The organism is Paenarthrobacter sp. 22069, assembly GCF_052046035.1.
In the GTDB taxonomy this organism is placed as follows: Bacteria; Actinomycetota; Actinomycetes; order Actinomycetales; family Micrococcaceae; genus Arthrobacter.
This window is the reverse complement of record NZ_JBQEQF010000022.1, coordinates 35,268-51,329: the sequence shown is the minus strand read 5'-3', so window position 1 is coordinate 51,329 and position 16,062 is coordinate 35,268. Positions and strand designations below refer to the sequence as shown.

General features: G+C 68.2%; 13 protein-coding genes. 6 read left to right on the top strand and 7 right to left on the bottom strand.

Going from position 1 to position 16,062, the window contains the following annotated elements; genetic code table 11:
- Positions 1–19: 19 nt before the first annotated feature.
- The 3 genes from ACTJK0_RS17140 (at position 20) to ACTJK0_RS17130 (ending at position 3,074) form a co-directional block, all read left to right on the top strand.
- Positions 20–481: a metallopeptidase family protein gene (locus ACTJK0_RS17140; protein WP_110544137.1), complete on the top strand. Its 462-nt coding sequence runs from the start codon at positions 20–22 to the stop codon at positions 479–481.
- A 10-nt stretch (positions 482–491) separates the two neighbouring features.
- Positions 492–1,406, top strand: coding sequence for a cation diffusion facilitator family transporter (locus ACTJK0_RS17135; protein ID WP_440746012.1), 915 nt, complete (start codon positions 492–494; stop codon positions 1,404–1,406).
- A gap of 183 nt (positions 1,407–1,589) precedes the next feature.
- Positions 1,590–3,074 carry a C40 family peptidase gene (locus ACTJK0_RS17130; protein WP_440746011.1) on the top strand — a complete coding sequence of 495 codons (1,485 nt, stop codon included), beginning with the start codon at positions 1,590–1,592 and terminating at the stop codon, positions 3,072–3,074.
- A 70-nt stretch (positions 3,075–3,144) separates the two neighbouring features.
- Here ACTJK0_RS17130 and ACTJK0_RS17125 read toward each other — a convergent pair whose 3' ends face one another.
- The 5 genes from ACTJK0_RS17125 to ACTJK0_RS17105 are packed head-to-tail and all read right to left on the bottom strand — an operon-like array spanning position 3,145 to position 10,179.
- Positions 3,145–4,029, bottom strand: coding sequence for an ABC transporter permease (locus ACTJK0_RS17125; RefSeq protein WP_110544132.1), 885 nt, complete (start codon positions 4,027–4,029; stop codon positions 3,145–3,147).
- Positions 4,019–5,041 (bottom strand): ABC transporter ATP-binding protein, encoded by a 1,023-nt coding sequence (locus tag ACTJK0_RS17120; RefSeq protein WP_440746010.1) that lies wholly within the window; start codon positions 5,039–5,041, stop codon positions 4,019–4,021. Before ACTJK0_RS17120 ends, ACTJK0_RS17125 begins: the two co-directional genes overlap by 11 nt.
- A 12-nt stretch (positions 5,042–5,053) precedes the next feature.
- Positions 5,054–6,178 (bottom strand): LolA family protein, encoded by a 1,125-nt coding sequence (locus ACTJK0_RS17115; RefSeq protein ID WP_440746009.1) that lies wholly within the window; start codon positions 6,176–6,178, stop codon positions 5,054–5,056.
- A 57-nt stretch (positions 6,179–6,235) separates the two neighbouring features.
- Positions 6,236–9,094: a PEP/pyruvate-binding domain-containing protein gene (locus ACTJK0_RS17110; RefSeq protein ID WP_440746008.1), complete on the bottom strand. Its 2,859-nt coding sequence runs from the start codon at positions 9,092–9,094 to the stop codon at positions 6,236–6,238.
- 44 nt (positions 9,095–9,138) lie between these two features.
- Positions 9,139–10,179, bottom strand: a complete 1,041-nt coding sequence (locus tag ACTJK0_RS17105; RefSeq protein WP_110544128.1) for a universal stress protein — start codon at positions 10,177–10,179, stop codon at positions 9,139–9,141.
- A gap of 428 nt (positions 10,180–10,607) precedes the next feature.
- On the opposite strand from ACTJK0_RS17105, the gene ACTJK0_RS17100 reads away from it, so the two are divergent.
- Positions 10,608–11,246 carry an FAD-dependent monooxygenase gene (locus ACTJK0_RS17100; RefSeq protein WP_110544126.1) on the top strand — a complete coding sequence of 213 codons (639 nt, stop codon included), beginning with the start codon at positions 10,608–10,610 and terminating at the stop codon, positions 11,244–11,246.
- 55 nt (positions 11,247–11,301) lie between these two features.
- On the opposite strand, the gene ACTJK0_RS17095 is transcribed toward ACTJK0_RS17100, so the two are convergent.
- Entirely contained in the window at positions 11,302–11,934 is a 633-nt protein-coding gene (locus ACTJK0_RS17095) for a copper resistance CopC family protein (RefSeq protein ID WP_110544125.1), read from the bottom strand.
- A 111-nt stretch (positions 11,935–12,045) separates the two neighbouring features.
- On the opposite strand from ACTJK0_RS17095, the gene ACTJK0_RS17090 reads away from it, so the two are divergent.
- Entirely contained in the window at positions 12,046–13,488 is a 1,443-nt protein-coding gene (locus ACTJK0_RS17090; protein WP_440746007.1) for an NCS2 family permease, read from the top strand.
- Between the two features lie 79 nt (positions 13,489–13,567).
- Here the strand turns inward: ACTJK0_RS17090 and ACTJK0_RS17085 are convergent, their stop codons facing one another.
- Positions 13,568–14,872: a cation:proton antiporter gene (locus tag ACTJK0_RS17085; protein WP_440746006.1), complete on the bottom strand. Its 1,305-nt coding sequence runs from the start codon at positions 14,870–14,872 to the stop codon at positions 13,568–13,570.
- A 204-nt stretch (positions 14,873–15,076) separates the two neighbouring features.
- On the opposite strand from ACTJK0_RS17085, the gene hutG reads away from it, so the two are divergent.
- Positions 15,077–16,060, top strand: a complete 984-nt coding sequence (hutG, locus tag ACTJK0_RS17080) for a formimidoylglutamase (protein ID WP_440746005.1) — start codon at positions 15,077–15,079, stop codon at positions 16,058–16,060.
- Positions 16,061–16,062: the final 2 nt, after the last annotated feature.

The following is a 16,062-nucleotide window of genomic DNA, read 5'->3' as shown; positions in this document are numbered from 1 at the left end:
TGGGCACTAGAGTCGGAGTATGCCAGCCAGCCTGCCGCCGGGCCTGCCGATTATCCCCTCCGGACCGGAAGGGCCTGCCGCGGAGAATCCTGCGCCTTCCAAAGGAACATCGCGCTTCACCATGTCCCCGGACGACTTCGAGGCAGCCGTTCAGGATGCGCTGGACAGCATTCCGGACAGGCTGGCCCAGGCCATGGACAACGTGGCGGTCTTCATCGACGACGACTACACACCGGGACCGGAGGAAGACCCGGACACCGTGCTTTTGGGGTTGTATGAGGGGGTTCCCCTGACCGAACGCGATTCATGGTGGGACGCCGGCTCCCTTCCGGACCGGATCACGATATTCCGCGAACCCATCCTGGAAATCTGCGCCTCGCGGGACGACGTCATCCATGAGGTTGCCGTCACCGTGGTGCACGAAATCGCGCATCACTTTGGCATCTCGGATGACCGGCTGCACGAGCTGGGCTGGGACTAGCCTTGTAGCCATGGGACACGACCACAGCCACGGAATGACCGGTACCAGACGGCACCGGAAACGCCTCCTGGTCGTCCTGGGCATCACGCTTGGGGTGGTGGTCATCCAGATCGTGGGAGCGGTACTTTCCGGATCGCTGTCGCTTTTCGCAGATGCCGGCCATATGCTGTCCGATGCCGCCGGCGTCACCATCGCCCTGATGGCGGCCTGGATCGCGGGCCGCCCGGCGAGCGAGCAGCGGACGTACGGCTTCCAGCGCGCCGAGGTGCTGGCGGCGCTTGCCAATGCCCTGATCCTGATTGTGATCTCAGTGGTGATCTTTACCGAGGCCGTCCGCCGCTTCAGCGCACCGCCACAGGTGCAAACAGACATCATGCTGTTTGCCGCCGTCCTTGGTGCGGCGGCGAATCTTGCCTCGCTCCTGGTCCTGCGCACGGCACGGGAGGAAAGCTTGAACATCCGGGGCGCCTACCTGGAAGTCCTTGGCGACCTCCTGGGCTCCCTTGCCGTGATCGCGGCAGCGGCAGTCATCAAGCTCACCGGTTTCGAGGCGGCGGACACCATTGCTTCAGTCCTGATCGCCCTGATGATCCTGCCCCGGGCCTGGAGCCTGCTGCGTGACGTGGTCGACGTCCTCCTGGAAGCCACGCCCAAGGGCGTGGAGGTGCAGATGATCCGCGAACACATCCTCTCAGTGGCCGGCGTGACGGACGTACACGACATCCATTTCTGGACCATCACCTCCGGCGTTCCGGTCTTCTCCGCCCACGTTGTAGTGGAGGACGGCGTCCTCAACGCCCGGGGCGCGGACCAGCTGCTGGACAAGCTCATCACCTGCCTGGGCTCCCACTTTGACACCGACCACTGCACCTTCCAGCTGGAACCGGCAAGCCACTCTGAGCATGAAGCCCACCAGCATGCCTGACCCGACACGCGGCCGCCGGTTCCAACGAAAATGACACCATTGTGGTTTATGTTATTGCTGTGACTGCTGTTGCTTATGTGCAAAGGGTCACGTAACCTCGGACTGCTGGCGAGCAGCTGAGGGGCACCGTCGTGCCGCATCCAGAACCTCACTCCCAGCCTCAATGTTGCGAGGTCTCTGCAGATGGCTTTATCCGGATCCGGCCGCAGGACGGCCGTGCTGTGCGCCGCCGTCGTCCTTTTTGCTTCCGTTGCAACTCCTGCCGCCGCTGTCCCCATGCCATCGTCGCCGCTGGCCGTTCCGGCGTCACCTGAAATCCCTTCGCCTGAGGACATCGCGGCGGCGAAGGCCAGCGAGTCCGCAACGGCGGACCAAGTGACTGCCATCGAGCGCATCCTTGCGGATGCCTCCGCAGCCCAGCAGGCGGCATTCGCGGTGGCCATGCAGGCCAACAACTCCTACAGTGAGGCCCTGGTGGAGCTTCAGCAGCGCACCGAAGCGGCTTCGGTCGCCGCCGCGAGGGCTTCGGCGGCCCGCGGGCAGCAGGACAAGACCCGGAAGCAGGTGGGACAGCTTGCCGGGGATCTCTACCGCAACGGCGGCCTGAACCCCACCCTTGGAACCCTGGCCAGCGGGGGCGACAGCCTGCAGCAGGCAGCCACCCTCGAGGCCCTCTCCGCGAGCCGAAGCCGGGCGTTTGAAGCTGCGGACGCCGCGGCCACCGCCTACCGTTCCCTGACCGCAGCTGCCGACGACGCCACGAAGGCCGCGGACGACGCAGCAAAGACGGCGGAACAACGGAAGTCCGAGGCAGAACAAGCGAACGCCGCCCAGGTGAAGGCCGTGGCCGATGCCAAGGTGCAGCGAACCGTGCTGGTGGACCAGCTGGCACAGCTGCGCAACACCACCGTGGCGCTCGAGTCGGCCCGCGTGGATGCGTTGGACCGGCAGCGCGAAGAGGCCCGCCTGGCGGCACTGTCCGCCGCCGCCGACAAAGCAGCCCAGGACAAGGCGGCACAGGACAAAGCAGCCCAGGACAAAGCGGCACAGGACAGCGCTGTCCGTGGCAATGCCAGCCAGGAGCAGGCACCCCAAAACCAGCAGCCCGCCGCTCCCCCGGCTCCCGCTCCCGCCCCCGCCCCCGTCGCCCCGGCGGCACCTGCACCCGCACCTGCTGCACCCGCCCCGGCCGCCCCGGCCCCTGTTGTTCCGGCCCCGGCCCCTGTTGTTCCTGCCCCTGCGCCCGCTCCGGTTGCGCCCGCCCCGGCACCCACACCTCCACCCGCCACCGGGTCAGGCACATATGAAGCCGCCATCTCCGTCGCCATGGGCAAGGTAGGAGCGCCCTACTTCTACCAGTGGGGCGGCACGGGGCCTTACGGTTTTGACTGCTCCGGATTGGTCCAGAACGCGTTCGCCGCCGCCGGAAAGTACCTGCCACGCACCGCATCGCAGCAGTATGCAGCCGCACCGGTCCACGTCCCCATTTCGCAGGCCCGCCGCGGCGACCTGCTGGTCTGGGGCTCGGCGCCGAACTTCTACCACGTGGCCATCTACCTCGGGAACGGCCAGGTGGTCCAGGCACTGAATCCGCAGGAAGGGATCACGGTCTCCACCATCAGCTCCATGGTGGGCATGGACCTGTGGCCCTACGCGGCCCGGTACTGAGCAGGGCGACCAACCAGCCCCGTGCTGACAACACGGCCCGTTTCCGGCGCACGGCCAGGGACCGCCGTCGTCAACTCAGGATGTCCTTGGTGACGAACCTGCCGTAGGCGAGCGCCCCGAATACTGCCACGTAGCCTGCCTGGAGCAGGGTGTTGCTGGCGAAGGAATCCCATACCAGGGGCTGGCGCAGCATGTCCCCGAAACCAAGCCAGTAGTGGCTGAAGAGCCAGGGATGCAGCCACGCCAGCTGCGGCAGCTGGTCCAGGACCTGCGAAACCACGGAAACCACCACGGTGGCAGCCATTGCCCCCACCGGAACCACGGTCAGCGTCGACAGGAACAGCCCGATTGCCGACAGGCCCGCCAAGGACACGGCCAGGTAGGCGGCGATCAGCACAATGCGCAGGGCCGCCTCCCACGGCTGGACCACCCCGCCCGAAAGCAGTGTGACCGGACCAACCGGGAACAGCGCGGCGCCGATGGCTGCCCCGGCGGCACCCACGGTCAACGGGGCCACAATGCAGAACGCCAGGGCACCGGCATACTTGACCAGGAGCAGGCGAACCCGGCCGGCCGGGGCCACCAGGAGGTAGCGGAGGGTGCCCAGGCCCGCCTCCCCGGCAATGGTGTCCCCCGCGACCACGCCCACCGCGAGCGGCATGAACAGCGGAACGGAGACCAGCATGGCGGTAAAGGCCACGAACAGGCCGTTCTGGGTGATCCGGTCCAGGAACGCCGGCCCCCGGCCCGGCGGCACGGCGGAGGAAACCCTCACGGCGATAGCGATAAGTACCGGGATGGCGGCCAGCGCCAGCAGCAGCGCCCACGTCCGGCGGCGCCCAAAGAGGACCTTGAGCTCCGAACCCAGCAGGGACAGCCCGGACGTTCGCGGCGCGGCGGCCCGCTGGGCGGTTCCGGCCGCTTCGGGCAGCTCGGCAGGGACACTACTGGGCAACGTCGAATCCTTCCCCGGTAAGGGCAACAAAGCGGTCTTCAAGGCTTTCACGCTCGACAGCGAAGCCCCGGACCCGGACACCGGCCTGGACCAGGTGCGCCACAACATCCTCGGGAAGCACGCCTGTTTGCCGGGCATCGGCCGCCAGCGCGGCCACCAGCGTTTCGCCATCCTGCTGTGGTCGCGCAACCCCGGTTTGGCCCGGTTCCAGTGCCAGCCCGAGCCCGGCCAGCACCTGCCGGGCCAGGCCGCCGTCGGGCGTGAGCAGCCGAAGCCGGGCGCTGCCGGCCTGCCGCAGCTCAGCCAACGGCCCCTGCGCCACGAGTCTCCCCGCGCTCATGACTGCCGCGTGGCTGCACATCTGGTCCACCTCGGCCAGCAAGTGGCTCGAGACAAAGATGGTGGTGCCCTCGCGGGCGAGGGACCGGACCAGGTTCCGGACCTCCCGTGTGCCCTGCGGGTCCAGCCCGTTGGTCGGTTCATCCAGCACCAGCAGGTCCCGTGGCGACAGCAGGGCGTTGGCAATGCCCAACCTCTGCTTCATGCCCAGGGAATACGCATGCACCCGCTTGCCGGCGGCATGCTCAAGTCCAACGCGTTCCAGCGCCCGGTTCACCCTGGCCTTGCGGGTGGAAGGGATTGTGTGCGGGCCGGCGGCGTCAAGCCGGTGAAGATTCGCCGTGCCCGAAAGGAAAGGGTAGAAGGCCGGCCCCTCCACCAGGGCGCCCACGCGGGGCAGCACGTCATGGAGCTTCTCCGGCATCTCCTGTCCCAGCAGCCGGACCGTTCCGGCGGACGCGGCCGCCAGGCCCAGCAGCATGCGGATGGTGGTGGTCTTGCCGGAGCCATTGGGCCCCAGGAAGCCGAAGACGGATCCGTGGGGCACGGCCAGGTCCACGCCGTCGACGGCGGCCTGATGGCCAAAGTGCTTGCTGAGCCCCCGGGTTTCGATCGCCAGGGCCGCGGTGCCCGGGCCGGCCCCCGTTTCCCCCGCAATCCCCCGTTCAGCCACTGACTTCAGCCGCTACTGGGCCGCTGCTGCTGCGGACTGCAGCCTCTCCGGCGGCACCATCCCCGCGAAGACCCGGCCGTCGTCGGTGATCAGGACATTGAGCAGGGTGGTCGAAAGCAGCCGTCCGCCTGGCACGGCGACGGCAGCCTGGGCCAGCAGCGGGTCCTGCAGCAGCTGCCCGGCCGCCGATGCAGATCCACGCGGCGTCCCCACCACGGTCTCCCAGCCGGTGCCGGTCACGGAAACATCCGGGTGGTCCATGGCCGCCGGGGCGTTGCCTGGGGCGGCGTGGTGCGGTTTGTCAGGGGCCGCGAGTTCCTTGACGGTGCTGCCGGGCGGTGGGGTGAAAGTGAAGACCGACGCGTCCGGGGCGTCCAGCGAGAGGCTGGTGAACCTGGAGACGAAAGCAGGGCTGCCCGCACCGCGTGCCGTGACCTGGACGGACAGGGGCAGGCCGTTTTCACCGTCGACGGCGATGGCCACCTTGCCCAGCAGGGTTGCGTCAGTACGCGGCTCAATCAGCAGGTTGTAGGCGGCCCGTCCGGCCACGGAAACGTCTGCGCCAACGGAAACGGCCGTGGTGGGGTCCACCTTGGACAGCAGTTGCCGGGCCAGTTCGTCCGGGGTGTGCATGGCGGGTTCACCCTGCCGGTCCCCGGGATGGGAGGTGTCCTGGGCGTGTTCCGGCAGCGTCAGGTGCGCGGCGGTGTTGTCCTTTGATGAATAGAACCAGACGTCGCTGCCGTGGCGGATTACGTCCCGTTCGGCCAGCTGGTCCATCAACTGCACCCGGGCGTTGTCCTTGCCGTCGAGGTAGATCCGCGCTGTGTGCTTGCCTGTCAGCAGTTCAATGGCGGACGCCACGCTGCCCGCGGAGGCAGGCGCGGAGGGCTTCCCGGTGGCCGGCAGCTCCGGCAGCCCAAGGTCTGCGGACTGTTCAATGGTCCCGGACAGCCTGCTCACCTGGTGGCTGGCCACGAGTTCCAGGACCTGGGCCGGGGTCTTGGCGGGCAGTGGGTTGCTGGCCCCTGCCGGCAGGGACCCAACCAGCGCGCCGGCGGCGATGACCACTGGAGCGGCGACGGCGGGCAGCCATCTCAGCCACGGCCGGCGGCCTGGTGTGCTGGTTCGTTGCACCCTTATTTGGTGGAAGCGTCCGCTGGAATCCAGCGTGTTGGAGCCCATAGGTACAGACTACGCCCGCGCAGCCGGGTCTGCGTCCGCGGGAACCTTTCCATCCCCGGAGCTGCCCGGACGGTGGGGCACCACGGTTCCCGCACCGCCGTCGACCGTTATTGTTTGCCCGGTCTCTATCGCGGCGGTGGCGTCCGGGACTCCGACAACGGCCGGAATGCCATATTCCCTGGCCACGACGGCGCCGTGCGAGTTGGCCCCGCCCATTTCCATGACCAGGCCGCCGGCAGTCAGGAACAACGGTGTCCAGCCGGGGTCCGTTGACGGGGCTACCAGGATCTCCCCCGGCTCAAGGCGGGCGCCGACAGGATCCCGGATGACCCGCGCTGCCGCCGTGACCGTTCCCGCCGACGCAGGGCTCCCGGCAAGGGTTCCTTCCGGGACATTCCCGACGGCGGTGCGCACCGCCTCGGGTTCCGTGCCGTCCGAGAGCAGCACCCGGGGGATGTGGCGGCGTCCGAGCTCACGCTCATATTCCTGCCGGCGGTCCGCCACGCACGCCCGCAGGTCCGGGCCAGGAAAGCCTTCACCGGCGCCGTTCGCGGTCAAGGCCTGGCGGGTCTCGGCGAAGTCGAGGAAGAACACGTCATCCCGCCGTTCAATGGTGCCCGCGCGGGCAAGTTCCCCGCCCACCATCAGCAGCTGCCGGCGGACTTCCGCGAGCCCGTTAACCAGTTGGTATTTAGGCAGCTCCCGCAGGCCCGCGTACAGCCGGGCACGGCGGAGGGCAGCCCGCACCAGGGGTCCGCGGAGCCTGCCCCGTGCGGAAGCACGGGCCACCAGACGGTCAACCTGCGCTTCCGCGTCCTGGGCGGCCCTGCTGAACTGGATGTCCGGGGCGAGGGCAGGGTTGTCCAGCAGCAGGTAGTTGGCAAGGATGCCCAGGATATGCGCCGGCTCCTCGGACCAGCGGGGCTGGCCAACATCGATCTCCGCCACAGCCCGGTGGCCGTACCGGTCCAGGAACCGGGTCAACCCGGCATCCAGCCGTGCCGGCAACTGCCCGGCCTGGAAGGCTTCTGCCAGGCCGGAAGGGTCGCCGGCCAGCAGCGTGGTCCGTGACTGGACGTCGTCGCGGATCGATGTTGCCAGCTGCCACAGCTCCAGGTCCATTTCGGTGGTGATGTTGTTGGGCAGTCCGCGGATCACCGGCTGCAGATCGTTCCACGGGTCACCGCCCAGCAGTTTGCCGGCTGCTCCCAGCATGGCGAAACCCAGCGCCGGAAGGGGCAGGATGGCCGGGACAATCTGGAACAGCCGCGACCCCAGCAGGGACTCGGCGTGGTCAAGACGGGCCAGGGGGGCGGCTGTGGCAGCGGGTGCCAGTGACGCCTCGAACCTCCGGGTGAAACGGTCCAGCCGGCGGAGGGCTGCGGCGGGTCGGACCAGTCCCAGCAACAGGGCAGCAGGGACCTTGGCCCGGACTGCCACCGGAACGACGTGGCGCAGCAGCCCGAAGGGCGTCTTCGTGGTGACGGAAAACGCGGGATCCTCGAAGAGTTGGCGCATAACGGCGGCCGTCCGCGCTTCCATGACGTCAAACACCCTGGGAACCAACCGGCGGCCCACGGTACTGCGGATGGGCGTGGTGAAGTCGATGTAGATCCGTTGACCCGCCTCTGCATACGGTGATGGTCCGTGCCGTGGATCGGGGACGGGGAAGCCGGCGGCGGTGGCTACCGATGAGGCGATGAGGCGAACCGCCGCGAGGCCCATGGGTGTGAGCGGCCGCGTGAGTCCCTGGGCGAGGCTGAAACAGAGGTAGGCCCTCGTTCCGGCCACAGGCTGCCTGCCCGGCGGGACCGTGCCCGCGGCGCCGTTGCTTTGCGGCACGGGGTACAGCGTGGTGATCGGCCTGGATTGGGCGAGCCACAGGGTGCCCGCCCCGTCGATGGCCCATTCGATGTCCTGCGGAGCGCCGAAATGCCCTTCCGCCTGCAGGCCCAGCCGGGCCAGGCCCGCCACCTGTGCGTCTGTGATGCTCGCGGCCCCGCCCCCTTGGCCCCCGTGAAGGGGTGCCGGCGCCTCCCGGCTTTCCGTTCCGCCGCCGGGCAGGGCCCGGACCTCCATGCCCTTGCCGCCGGCTTTCCGTTCCAAGATCCTGCCGGTGGGCCCATCCAGCACGAAGTGGTCCGGATTGACCGTCCCGGAGACCACTGATTCCCCGAGGCCCCTGGCGGCATCGATGACCACCTGCCGTCGGCTGCCGGTGAGGGGATTCGCCGTGAACATCACGCCCGCGGCCTCCGCCTCAACCAGCCGCTGGACCACCACCGCAAGCGCCACGCCTGCCGGTTCGATGCCCAGGGTTGCCCGGTAGGCGGTGGCCCGGTCTGTCCAGAGCGATGCCCAGCAGCGCCGGACAGCGTCAAGCACCGCGGGGACCCCGACCACGTTCAGGTAGGTGTCCTGCTGGCCGGCGAAGCTGGCGAATGGCAGGTCCTCCGCGGTGGCCGACGAGCGGACCGCCACGGGGACGCCAGGGCCCAGGGCCGTGTACGCCTGTTCCACCGCTTTCGCCACTGGCCCGGGTATCGGGGCTGCCAGGATCGCGGCACGCGCCGCTGCAGCAAGTTCGTTGAGCCGGCCGGGTTCCAGAGCGGGACCGCCGGCTGCAAGGGCAGCGTAAGTCCCGGCCAGTCCGGGCAGGAGGGAATCCGGGACACCCACGGCCTGCCGGTACGCGGCCGTGGAGAGGCAGAAACCGTCGGGGACTGGCAGCCCGGCGGACAGCAGTTCACCGAGGTTGGCTGCCTTGCCGCCCACCAGGGGGAGCATCCCGGCGTCGAGCCGGCGCAGATCCAGTACCAGGCCCGTTTCCGTGCCGGCTTCCTCTGATGCAGATCCTTGCCGCTCCATGTGCCGGCCGCCCTATGTCCTGTATGCCTTTGCGGGCCGGCGGGTCAGGCGGCGTCGCCGAGGATCGGGCCGAACCGCGCCCGGTCGGCCAGGCGGGGATCCTCCCGGTCGGGGACCACCATGACTGGGCCCTTGGCGTGGTGGAGAACGCCGTCTGAGGTTGAACCCAGGAGCATACCGGTGAAACCGCCCCGGCCCCGGGTGCCCAAAACTACGAGTTCCACGTGCCGGCTTTCCTCGACGAGCACGTCCACGGGGGATCCGTCCTTGAGCTCGTAGTCGGCCCGGAGGTGGGGATAGTGGCTGCGGAGCCAGGCCATGCCGGCGTCCAACGTGACACGGATGTCCTCGAACAGGGCTTTGCGGTCCATGGGCGCCGGGACCCAGGCCAGGGAACCGCTGTACTGGGGCACGGCGCAGACCACGCGGAGCGCGGCGCCAAGCCGTTCGGCCTGGTCGGCTGCTTCCAGGACCGCCACCCGCGCCTGTTCAGAGCCGTCCACGCCTACCACCACCACGTTCTCCACCGAACGGTGACCGGATTTGGCCTGCTCCGCCTTGATCCGCCGGTCCTCGGTGGTCTCGCCCAGCCGGTCCGAGCAGAACAGGGGCACGGTCACTGTAGGGCATTTTGCGTGGGCGGGCAGGGCGCTGCTCACGGATCCTAGTAGCCGGCCGACGAAACCGCCTCGGCCGCGGGTGCCGACGACCAGGAGTTCGGCGGTTTCGGAGATCTCCAGCAGGACTCCGGCCGCGTCGCCGTTCTCCACAGAGGAGGTGACGTCGACGTCGTATGCGGAAACCTTCTCCAGGGCCTGCCTGACGATAGCTTCGGCCCCTTCACGGATGACGGAATCGTCAACGGTTGCATAGCCTCCGTCGAGGCCGGACGCGGCAAAAATCGGCACCGAGTAGGCGCTGACGATATGGAGCGGACGACGGCGGCGCTGGGCTTCCCGCGCGGCCCACACCAGGGCGCACTGGCCGTGCTCCGAGCCGTCGACGCCAACCACGATGCCCTGCGGAGCGGCAGGCGCACCACCACCGTCCCATGCCGGGTCCGGGTGCAACTCTCGTGAGCCCATTGGGGCCGCCTCCTCGCGATACGCCTGATGTTGCGGCTATTCTGCCAGAAAACGGGCCCATCCCCGTGCACCCCGGCCACCGGCGTCACGGACAGGAATGCACCGTCTTTCGTTTTCAACTATTCTCCGTCCACCAGGGCTTAGCAAGCCTGCTCAGCGGCCTCCCGCCGCGGTTATCCACAGGCACTTGAAGGGGTCCCGGAAACCGCATTCAGGCGCACCGGAAAGTTTTCTTCATTGGGCTATCCACGGCCGTATTTGTTCTGTAGTCTTCAGGACATTGTTGGTCCGGGACGCCGACTGCATCTTCATGCAAGGACGTCCCCGGGCCATGCTCTGCGTCTGTTCCTGGGGTAACGGAACGCGGGCCCGGCGAGGACGCCGGCACCTGCCAAAAGCTTCGAAGGAGGGAAACTGTAGTGTCACGCATGCCTGGGAATGCCGGAACCGAACAGACCACCACTGTCATCATTGGCACCGGTCTGTCCGGGCTTGCCGTGGCTGCGGAGCTTCGCCGCTACGGGGTGGATTCCATCGTGGTGGACGGGCTGGATGTTCTTGGTGCCGGCCAGCCTGCGAATACCTCTTCCTTGCAGCGCTGCGATGCGGCGGACAGCGGCAGCCTCCGGGAACGGAACGAAATCCTGCGCCACCTGCGCAATTACGCGGCAAGCCACAGCGTCGACGTCCGCAACACCACGCGGGCGGTCCAGCTGACCATGCTGGAAGGCCCCGGGCATGACGCCGCACCCCAGTGGCAGGTGCACACCCCCACAGGCATCCTGGTGGCCGACCACATCGTCCTCACACGGTGCGCCCACAGCCAGCTGCGCCGGATGCTGAACGACTTCGGCATCGGCGTGGGACGGAACGTGGCCGCCGCCATGCGGGCCATCGGCATCTACCTGGTGGGAGTGGGCGAGCTGATCACGCCCTCGCCCAAGGAAGTGCTGCGCCAGGCGAAGACGGTGGGCCAGGCGATTTCCGCCAAGGTCAACCCGGACAGGCCTTACCCGTCCATCAGCGCCTTCCCGCCGACGGGAAGCCTGGCGGCCCTGGGCTTCTGACGGACGTCCCGCTGCCCGTCGCCCGCGTGGACCACCCCGGTTCCGGCTTTGGCTTCTATTCCTCGCCGTTGCCTGCCGTCTCTTCGTCGCCCGTCAGCCGGCGGCGTGCCAGCACACCAAGGGCTACAAGGAGGCCGACGGCGACGGCGGCAAAAATCACGATGCTCCATTGGAAGGGCTGGCCAGCGTTGGCCGGCTCGCCCGGCTCCTCTGTCACCCCGGGCTTGGGTGTGCCGATGCCCGGGACTGCGGCGGCCGCCGTCGGACTTCCCGTCGTCGAAGTACCAGGATTGGAGGTTCCTGAGCCGGAGGCAACGGTGAAAGTGAACGTCCCCTCAATGGGGTGCGAGTCGGAGCCGACCACCCGCCAGGCCACCGTGTATCCCCCGGCAGGTCCGCCCGGACGCAGCTTCTGGGTGGCAACGGTGTCCACGATCTGCACGGCGCCATCGGCCCACTCGGTGCCGGCCGCATCCTTGACGGAGAACGAGGAGCCGATGCCCAACGGCGTGTTGCTGAACGTCACCGAGACCTCGGCCGGCGGGGCCGGCACTGTGGCACCCTGGGCGGGACGTGTGGACTCCGCAGCATCATGGGCTGACGCCGGACCGGCAAGGCCCAGGACCACGGCTGCGAGGACGAAGAAACCGAGCACAAGGCCCGGCAGCTGGCGGCGGACTTGGCGCATATCTGGGCTGCTCCTCGTGTTGGATTCCTTACAGACTAGGCGAATTTGCCCGCCCCTTACCTGCTCTCCCCTTAGGATGCAGGTATTCCCACACACTTCCCCGGAGGACTAATGCTTAAGCAAGGCTCTGCCCTGGACCGGTATTTCAGGGTCACCGAGCGCGGTTCAAACCTGTCCCGCGAGATCCGCGGCGGCTTCGCCACGTTCTTCGCCATGAGCTACATCGTGGTTCTGAACCCGCTGATCCTGTCCGGGCCCGACTCCAACGGCACAACGCTGGGTTTCCCCGCCGTGGCCGCCGTGACCGCGCTGGTGGCAGGTATCCTCACCATCCTCATGGGGGCGTGGGGCCGGCACCCCTTCGCCCTGGCCACCGGCCTGGGCGTCAACGCCTTCGTGGCCGTCACCGTGGCCACCAATCCCGGGCTCACCTGGCCGGACATGATGGGCCTGGTAGTCCTCTCCGGCGTCACCATGCTGATCCTGGTCCTCACCGGTTTCCGCACGGCCGTGTTCAAGGCCGTGCCGGAGGGACTCAAGACGGCCATCGTGGTGGGCATCGGCCTGTTCATTGCCCTGATCGGCCTGGTCAACGCCGGGTTCGTGCGCCGCATCCCGGACGTCGCAGGAACCACCGTGCCCGTTGGCCTGGGCTTCGAAGGCAAGCTCCTGGGCTGGCCCACCGCCGTGTTCGTGTTCGGCCTGGTCCTGACCATCGCCCTGGTGGTGCGCAAGGTCAAGGGCGCCATCCTGATCGGCATCATCACCTCAACCGTGCTGGCCGTCATCCTGGAGATGACCCTGCACATCGGCCCCAGCTTCGACGGCAAGAACTTCAACCCCCAGGGCTGGTCCCTGGTGGCCCCCGCGTTCTCGGGCTGGGCCGCCCCGGACCTCTCCCTGATCGGCAAGGCCAACCCGTTCGGCGCGTTCGCACACCTCGGGTTCGTGGCAGCCACGCTGCTGGCCTTCGTGATCCTGCTCAGCATCTTCTTCGACGCCATGGGCACCATGGTGGGCCTGGCCAACGAGGCCGGAACGGTGGACGAACACGGCAACATCCCCGACGTCGACCGCGTCCTCCAGGTGGATGCCCTCGGCGCCATCATCGGCGGCGGCGCCTCCGTTTCCTCCAACCAGATCTACGTCGAGGCCGGCGCCGGCATCGGCGAAGGCGCCCGAACCGGCGTAGCGTCGATCGTCACCGGCCTGCTGTTCCTGGTGGCCATGTTCTTTACCCCGCTGATCAACCTGGTCCCGTTCGAGGCCGTGGCCCCCGCACTGGTGGTGGTGGGGTTCATGATGGTGTCCCAGGTGGGCAAGATCGACTGGCAGGACTGGGGCATCGCCATCCCGGCATTCCTCACCTTCGCCCTGATGCCGTTCACGTACTCGATCGCCAACGGCCTCGGCGCCGGCTTCATCAGCTTCGTCCTTATCCGGACCGTCCAGGGCCGCACCAAAGACATCCACCCCCTCATGTGGGCCGTGGCCGCCGCATTCCTGTTGTTCTTCTCCATCGGTACCATCGAGGCCGCACTGGGCATGAAGTAACCCCTGTATGCAGGAAGGGCTGGTGCGGCGTATGCCGTACCAGCCCTTTCGTTTATGCCCAGGTTTCTGTCACCGGCGCCTACACCGGAGTGTTCGGCGCGAGTCCTTCGTCGCCGGAGACCGCCAGGGCTTTGCGTTGGCGCAGCCGGTCCAGCCGGTTCATCAGCGGTGAAGTGGTGGCGCCGTGGATCACGATGGACAGCGCAACCACCAGCCCGACGAAGGACCAGAGCCAGTGCGCCTGGTCCGAAAAGCGGCCCTCGCCCAGGGCAAAGGCCAGATAGTACAGGGATCCGATGCCGCGGATGCCAAAGAAGGACAGGGCTATACGTTCCCGCGGCCCGGTCTTCCCGCCCAGCAGGCCCAGCCAGCCGGCGAGCGGCCGCACCACCAGCAGGAAGGCCAGGGCCACCAGCAGTTCCGCCGGTCCGATGCCGGCGAGCAGCCCGCGGGCGATGGCACCGCCCAGCAGGACCAGGATCACAACTGTCAGGAGCCGTTCCAGCTGCTCCACATAGGAGTGCAGCACCCGGTGGTAGCCGTGGGTGCGCTCCGCGGCCCGGATGGTGACAGCACAAACGAACACCGCGATGAACCCGTAGCCCTCCACCATCTCCGTCAGCCCGTAGGCCAGGAACGTCGCCGCCAGGGCCACGAAACCTTCGGAATGGTTGGAAAGCCGCAGGCTGTCAGCACGGGCGGAGAAGAACAGCCGGGCGAGCACCTTCCCAGTCAGAAAGCCCACCAAAAGCCCGATGGCCAGCCGCCACAGCACGTCGAAGCCAAACCATTCGCCGAACCAGGCGGACGGGTTTGCTCCGGCGATGCTGATGGCGATGGCCAGGTATACGAACGGGAAAGCCAGGCCGTCATTGAGGCCTGCCTCCGAGGTGAGGCCAAACCGGACCTCGTCCTCCTTGTCCGCATTGTCGTCCTGGTCCGCGGGCTCGCCCACCTGCACTTCGGAGGCCAGGACGGGGTCCGTTGGGGCAAGGCTGGAGGCGACCAGAAGCGCCGCGCCGAGCCCCAGACCCAGGAACCACATGCCCAGCAGGGTCAGCCCCAGGATGCATAAAGGCATGGCGATGCCCAGGAGCCGCCATGTGGTGGACCACCGTTTGCGCCCCACCGGCCGGTCCAGGGCCAGCCCCGCGCCCATCAGCGAGATGATCACGCAGACCTCCGCGAGGTGCATGACGAAGTCGCCGTGCTCCACGGGGTTGGGATCCGGCAGTGAAGGAATCAGCGCGAACGCGGCCATCCCTGCCCCCACGAAGACCATCGGCATGGACAGGGGCATGTCGCGCAGCAGCTTGGGCAGGACCGCGGCGGTGAAGACAGCCAAGCCGGCGGCGGCAAAGAGGATGTCAGGGGCTTCGAACATGGGACGGCTCTCCAGCCTGGAGGTGGTGCGTGGATCCGCCGCGGCACGTCACGCTGCCGCGGGGCGGACTGGTCTCACCCTATCCCCTACCCACAGGGGACGGCCTTCTCCGCATGCTTCCCGGCTTCCCGGGGTTCTTGGATCCCGGACAGGACGACGGCCGCGGTGCTGGTTTTCGTGCCCGGCATACGGTGAGCTTGAGGCATGTCCCTCCAGCTCCCCGCCGTCGACGTCCCGCCCCAGCCCTGGACCGGGAGGTTCGACGGCGACCGCCCCGAACATAGGCGCTGGTGGCAGGCCGTTGGCGTCAGCGGGCCCGGGTCGGCTCCGGCGGCAGCCGCACCGGAAGGGGGATCATCCGCGGGTGTCCGGCAGCCGGCCGCCCTGTTGGGATTCGCCAGTGATGAGGGCGTGCGCCGGAACAAAGGCCGCACGGGTGCGTCCGCGGCCCCGGCAGCCATCCGCAAAGCCCTGGGCCCGCTCGCCTTCCACCTGGACCGCACCGTGGCTGACTTTGGCGACGTCGCCGTGTCCGGAGAAGACCTGGAAAGCGCGCAGGAACGGCTGGGCCTGGCACTGGCATCCCTCCTCGACGCCGGCCACCGGACTGTGGTGCTGGGCGGCGGCCACGAAACGGCCTACGCCAGCTACCTTGGCGTCAGGGCATCCCCGGCCGTCCTCAGCGGGCAGCGCCTGGGCATTTTGAACCTTGACGCCCACTTCGACCTCCGGGACGAGCCGATACCCAGCTCGGGCACCCCGTTCCTGCAGATGGCACGCGCGGAAGCCGACGCAGGGCGGGAATTCCACTACGCCGTCCTCGGCATCTCCCAGCCGAACAACACCCGGGTCCTGTTCGACACCGCCGACAAGCTGGGCGTGCGGTACCTGCTGGACGAGGAGTGCGACGCGGACCGGGTCCGGGATTTCGTGGCCGGCTTCCTGGCGGACATTGATGTCCTGTACCTGACCATAGACCTCGATGTGCTGCCCGCCGCGGTGGCTCCAGGGGTCAGCGCGCCCGCAGCATACGGCGTGCCGCTGCCCGTCATCTCGGCCGTATGCCGGCAGGTGGCCCGAAGCGGAAAGCTGCTGCACGTTGACGTGGCCGAGCTGAATCCGGCGTTCGACGTGGACAGCCGGACCGCCAAGACCGCTGCCCGGCTGGTGGACACCCTGCTGCGCTGACG

Excerpts from the sequence above, each read along its gene's own strand:
- ACTJK0_RS17135 (WP_440746012.1), top strand. The coding sequence starts at position 492 with ATGGGACACGACCACAGCCACGGAATGACCGGTACCAGACGGCACCGG.
- hutG (WP_440746005.1), top strand. The coding sequence starts at position 15,077 with ATGTCCCTCCAGCTCCCCGCCGTCGACGTCCCGCCCCAGCCCTGGACC.
- ACTJK0_RS17140 (WP_110544137.1), top strand. The coding sequence starts at position 20 with ATGCCAGCCAGCCTGCCGCCGGGCCTGCCGATTATCCCCTCCGGACCG.
- ACTJK0_RS17095 (WP_110544125.1), bottom strand. The coding sequence starts at position 11,934 with ATGCGCCAAGTCCGCCGCCAGCTGCCGGGCCTTGTGCTCGGTTTCTTC.
- ACTJK0_RS17130 (WP_440746011.1), top strand. The coding sequence starts at position 1,590 with ATGGCTTTATCCGGATCCGGCCGCAGGACGGCCGTGCTGTGCGCCGCC.
- ACTJK0_RS17090 (WP_440746007.1), top strand. The coding sequence starts at position 12,046 with ATGCTTAAGCAAGGCTCTGCCCTGGACCGGTATTTCAGGGTCACCGAG.
- ACTJK0_RS17085 (WP_440746006.1), bottom strand. The coding sequence starts at position 14,872 with ATGTTCGAAGCCCCTGACATCCTCTTTGCCGCCGCCGGCTTGGCTGTC.
- ACTJK0_RS17110 (WP_440746008.1), bottom strand. The coding sequence starts at position 9,094 with ATGGAGCGGCAAGGATCTGCATCAGAGGAAGCCGGCACGGAAACGGGC.
- ACTJK0_RS17105 (WP_110544128.1), bottom strand. The coding sequence starts at position 10,179 with ATGGGCTCACGAGAGTTGCACCCGGACCCGGCATGGGACGGTGGTGGT.
- ACTJK0_RS17100 (WP_110544126.1), top strand. The coding sequence starts at position 10,608 with ATGCCTGGGAATGCCGGAACCGAACAGACCACCACTGTCATCATTGGC.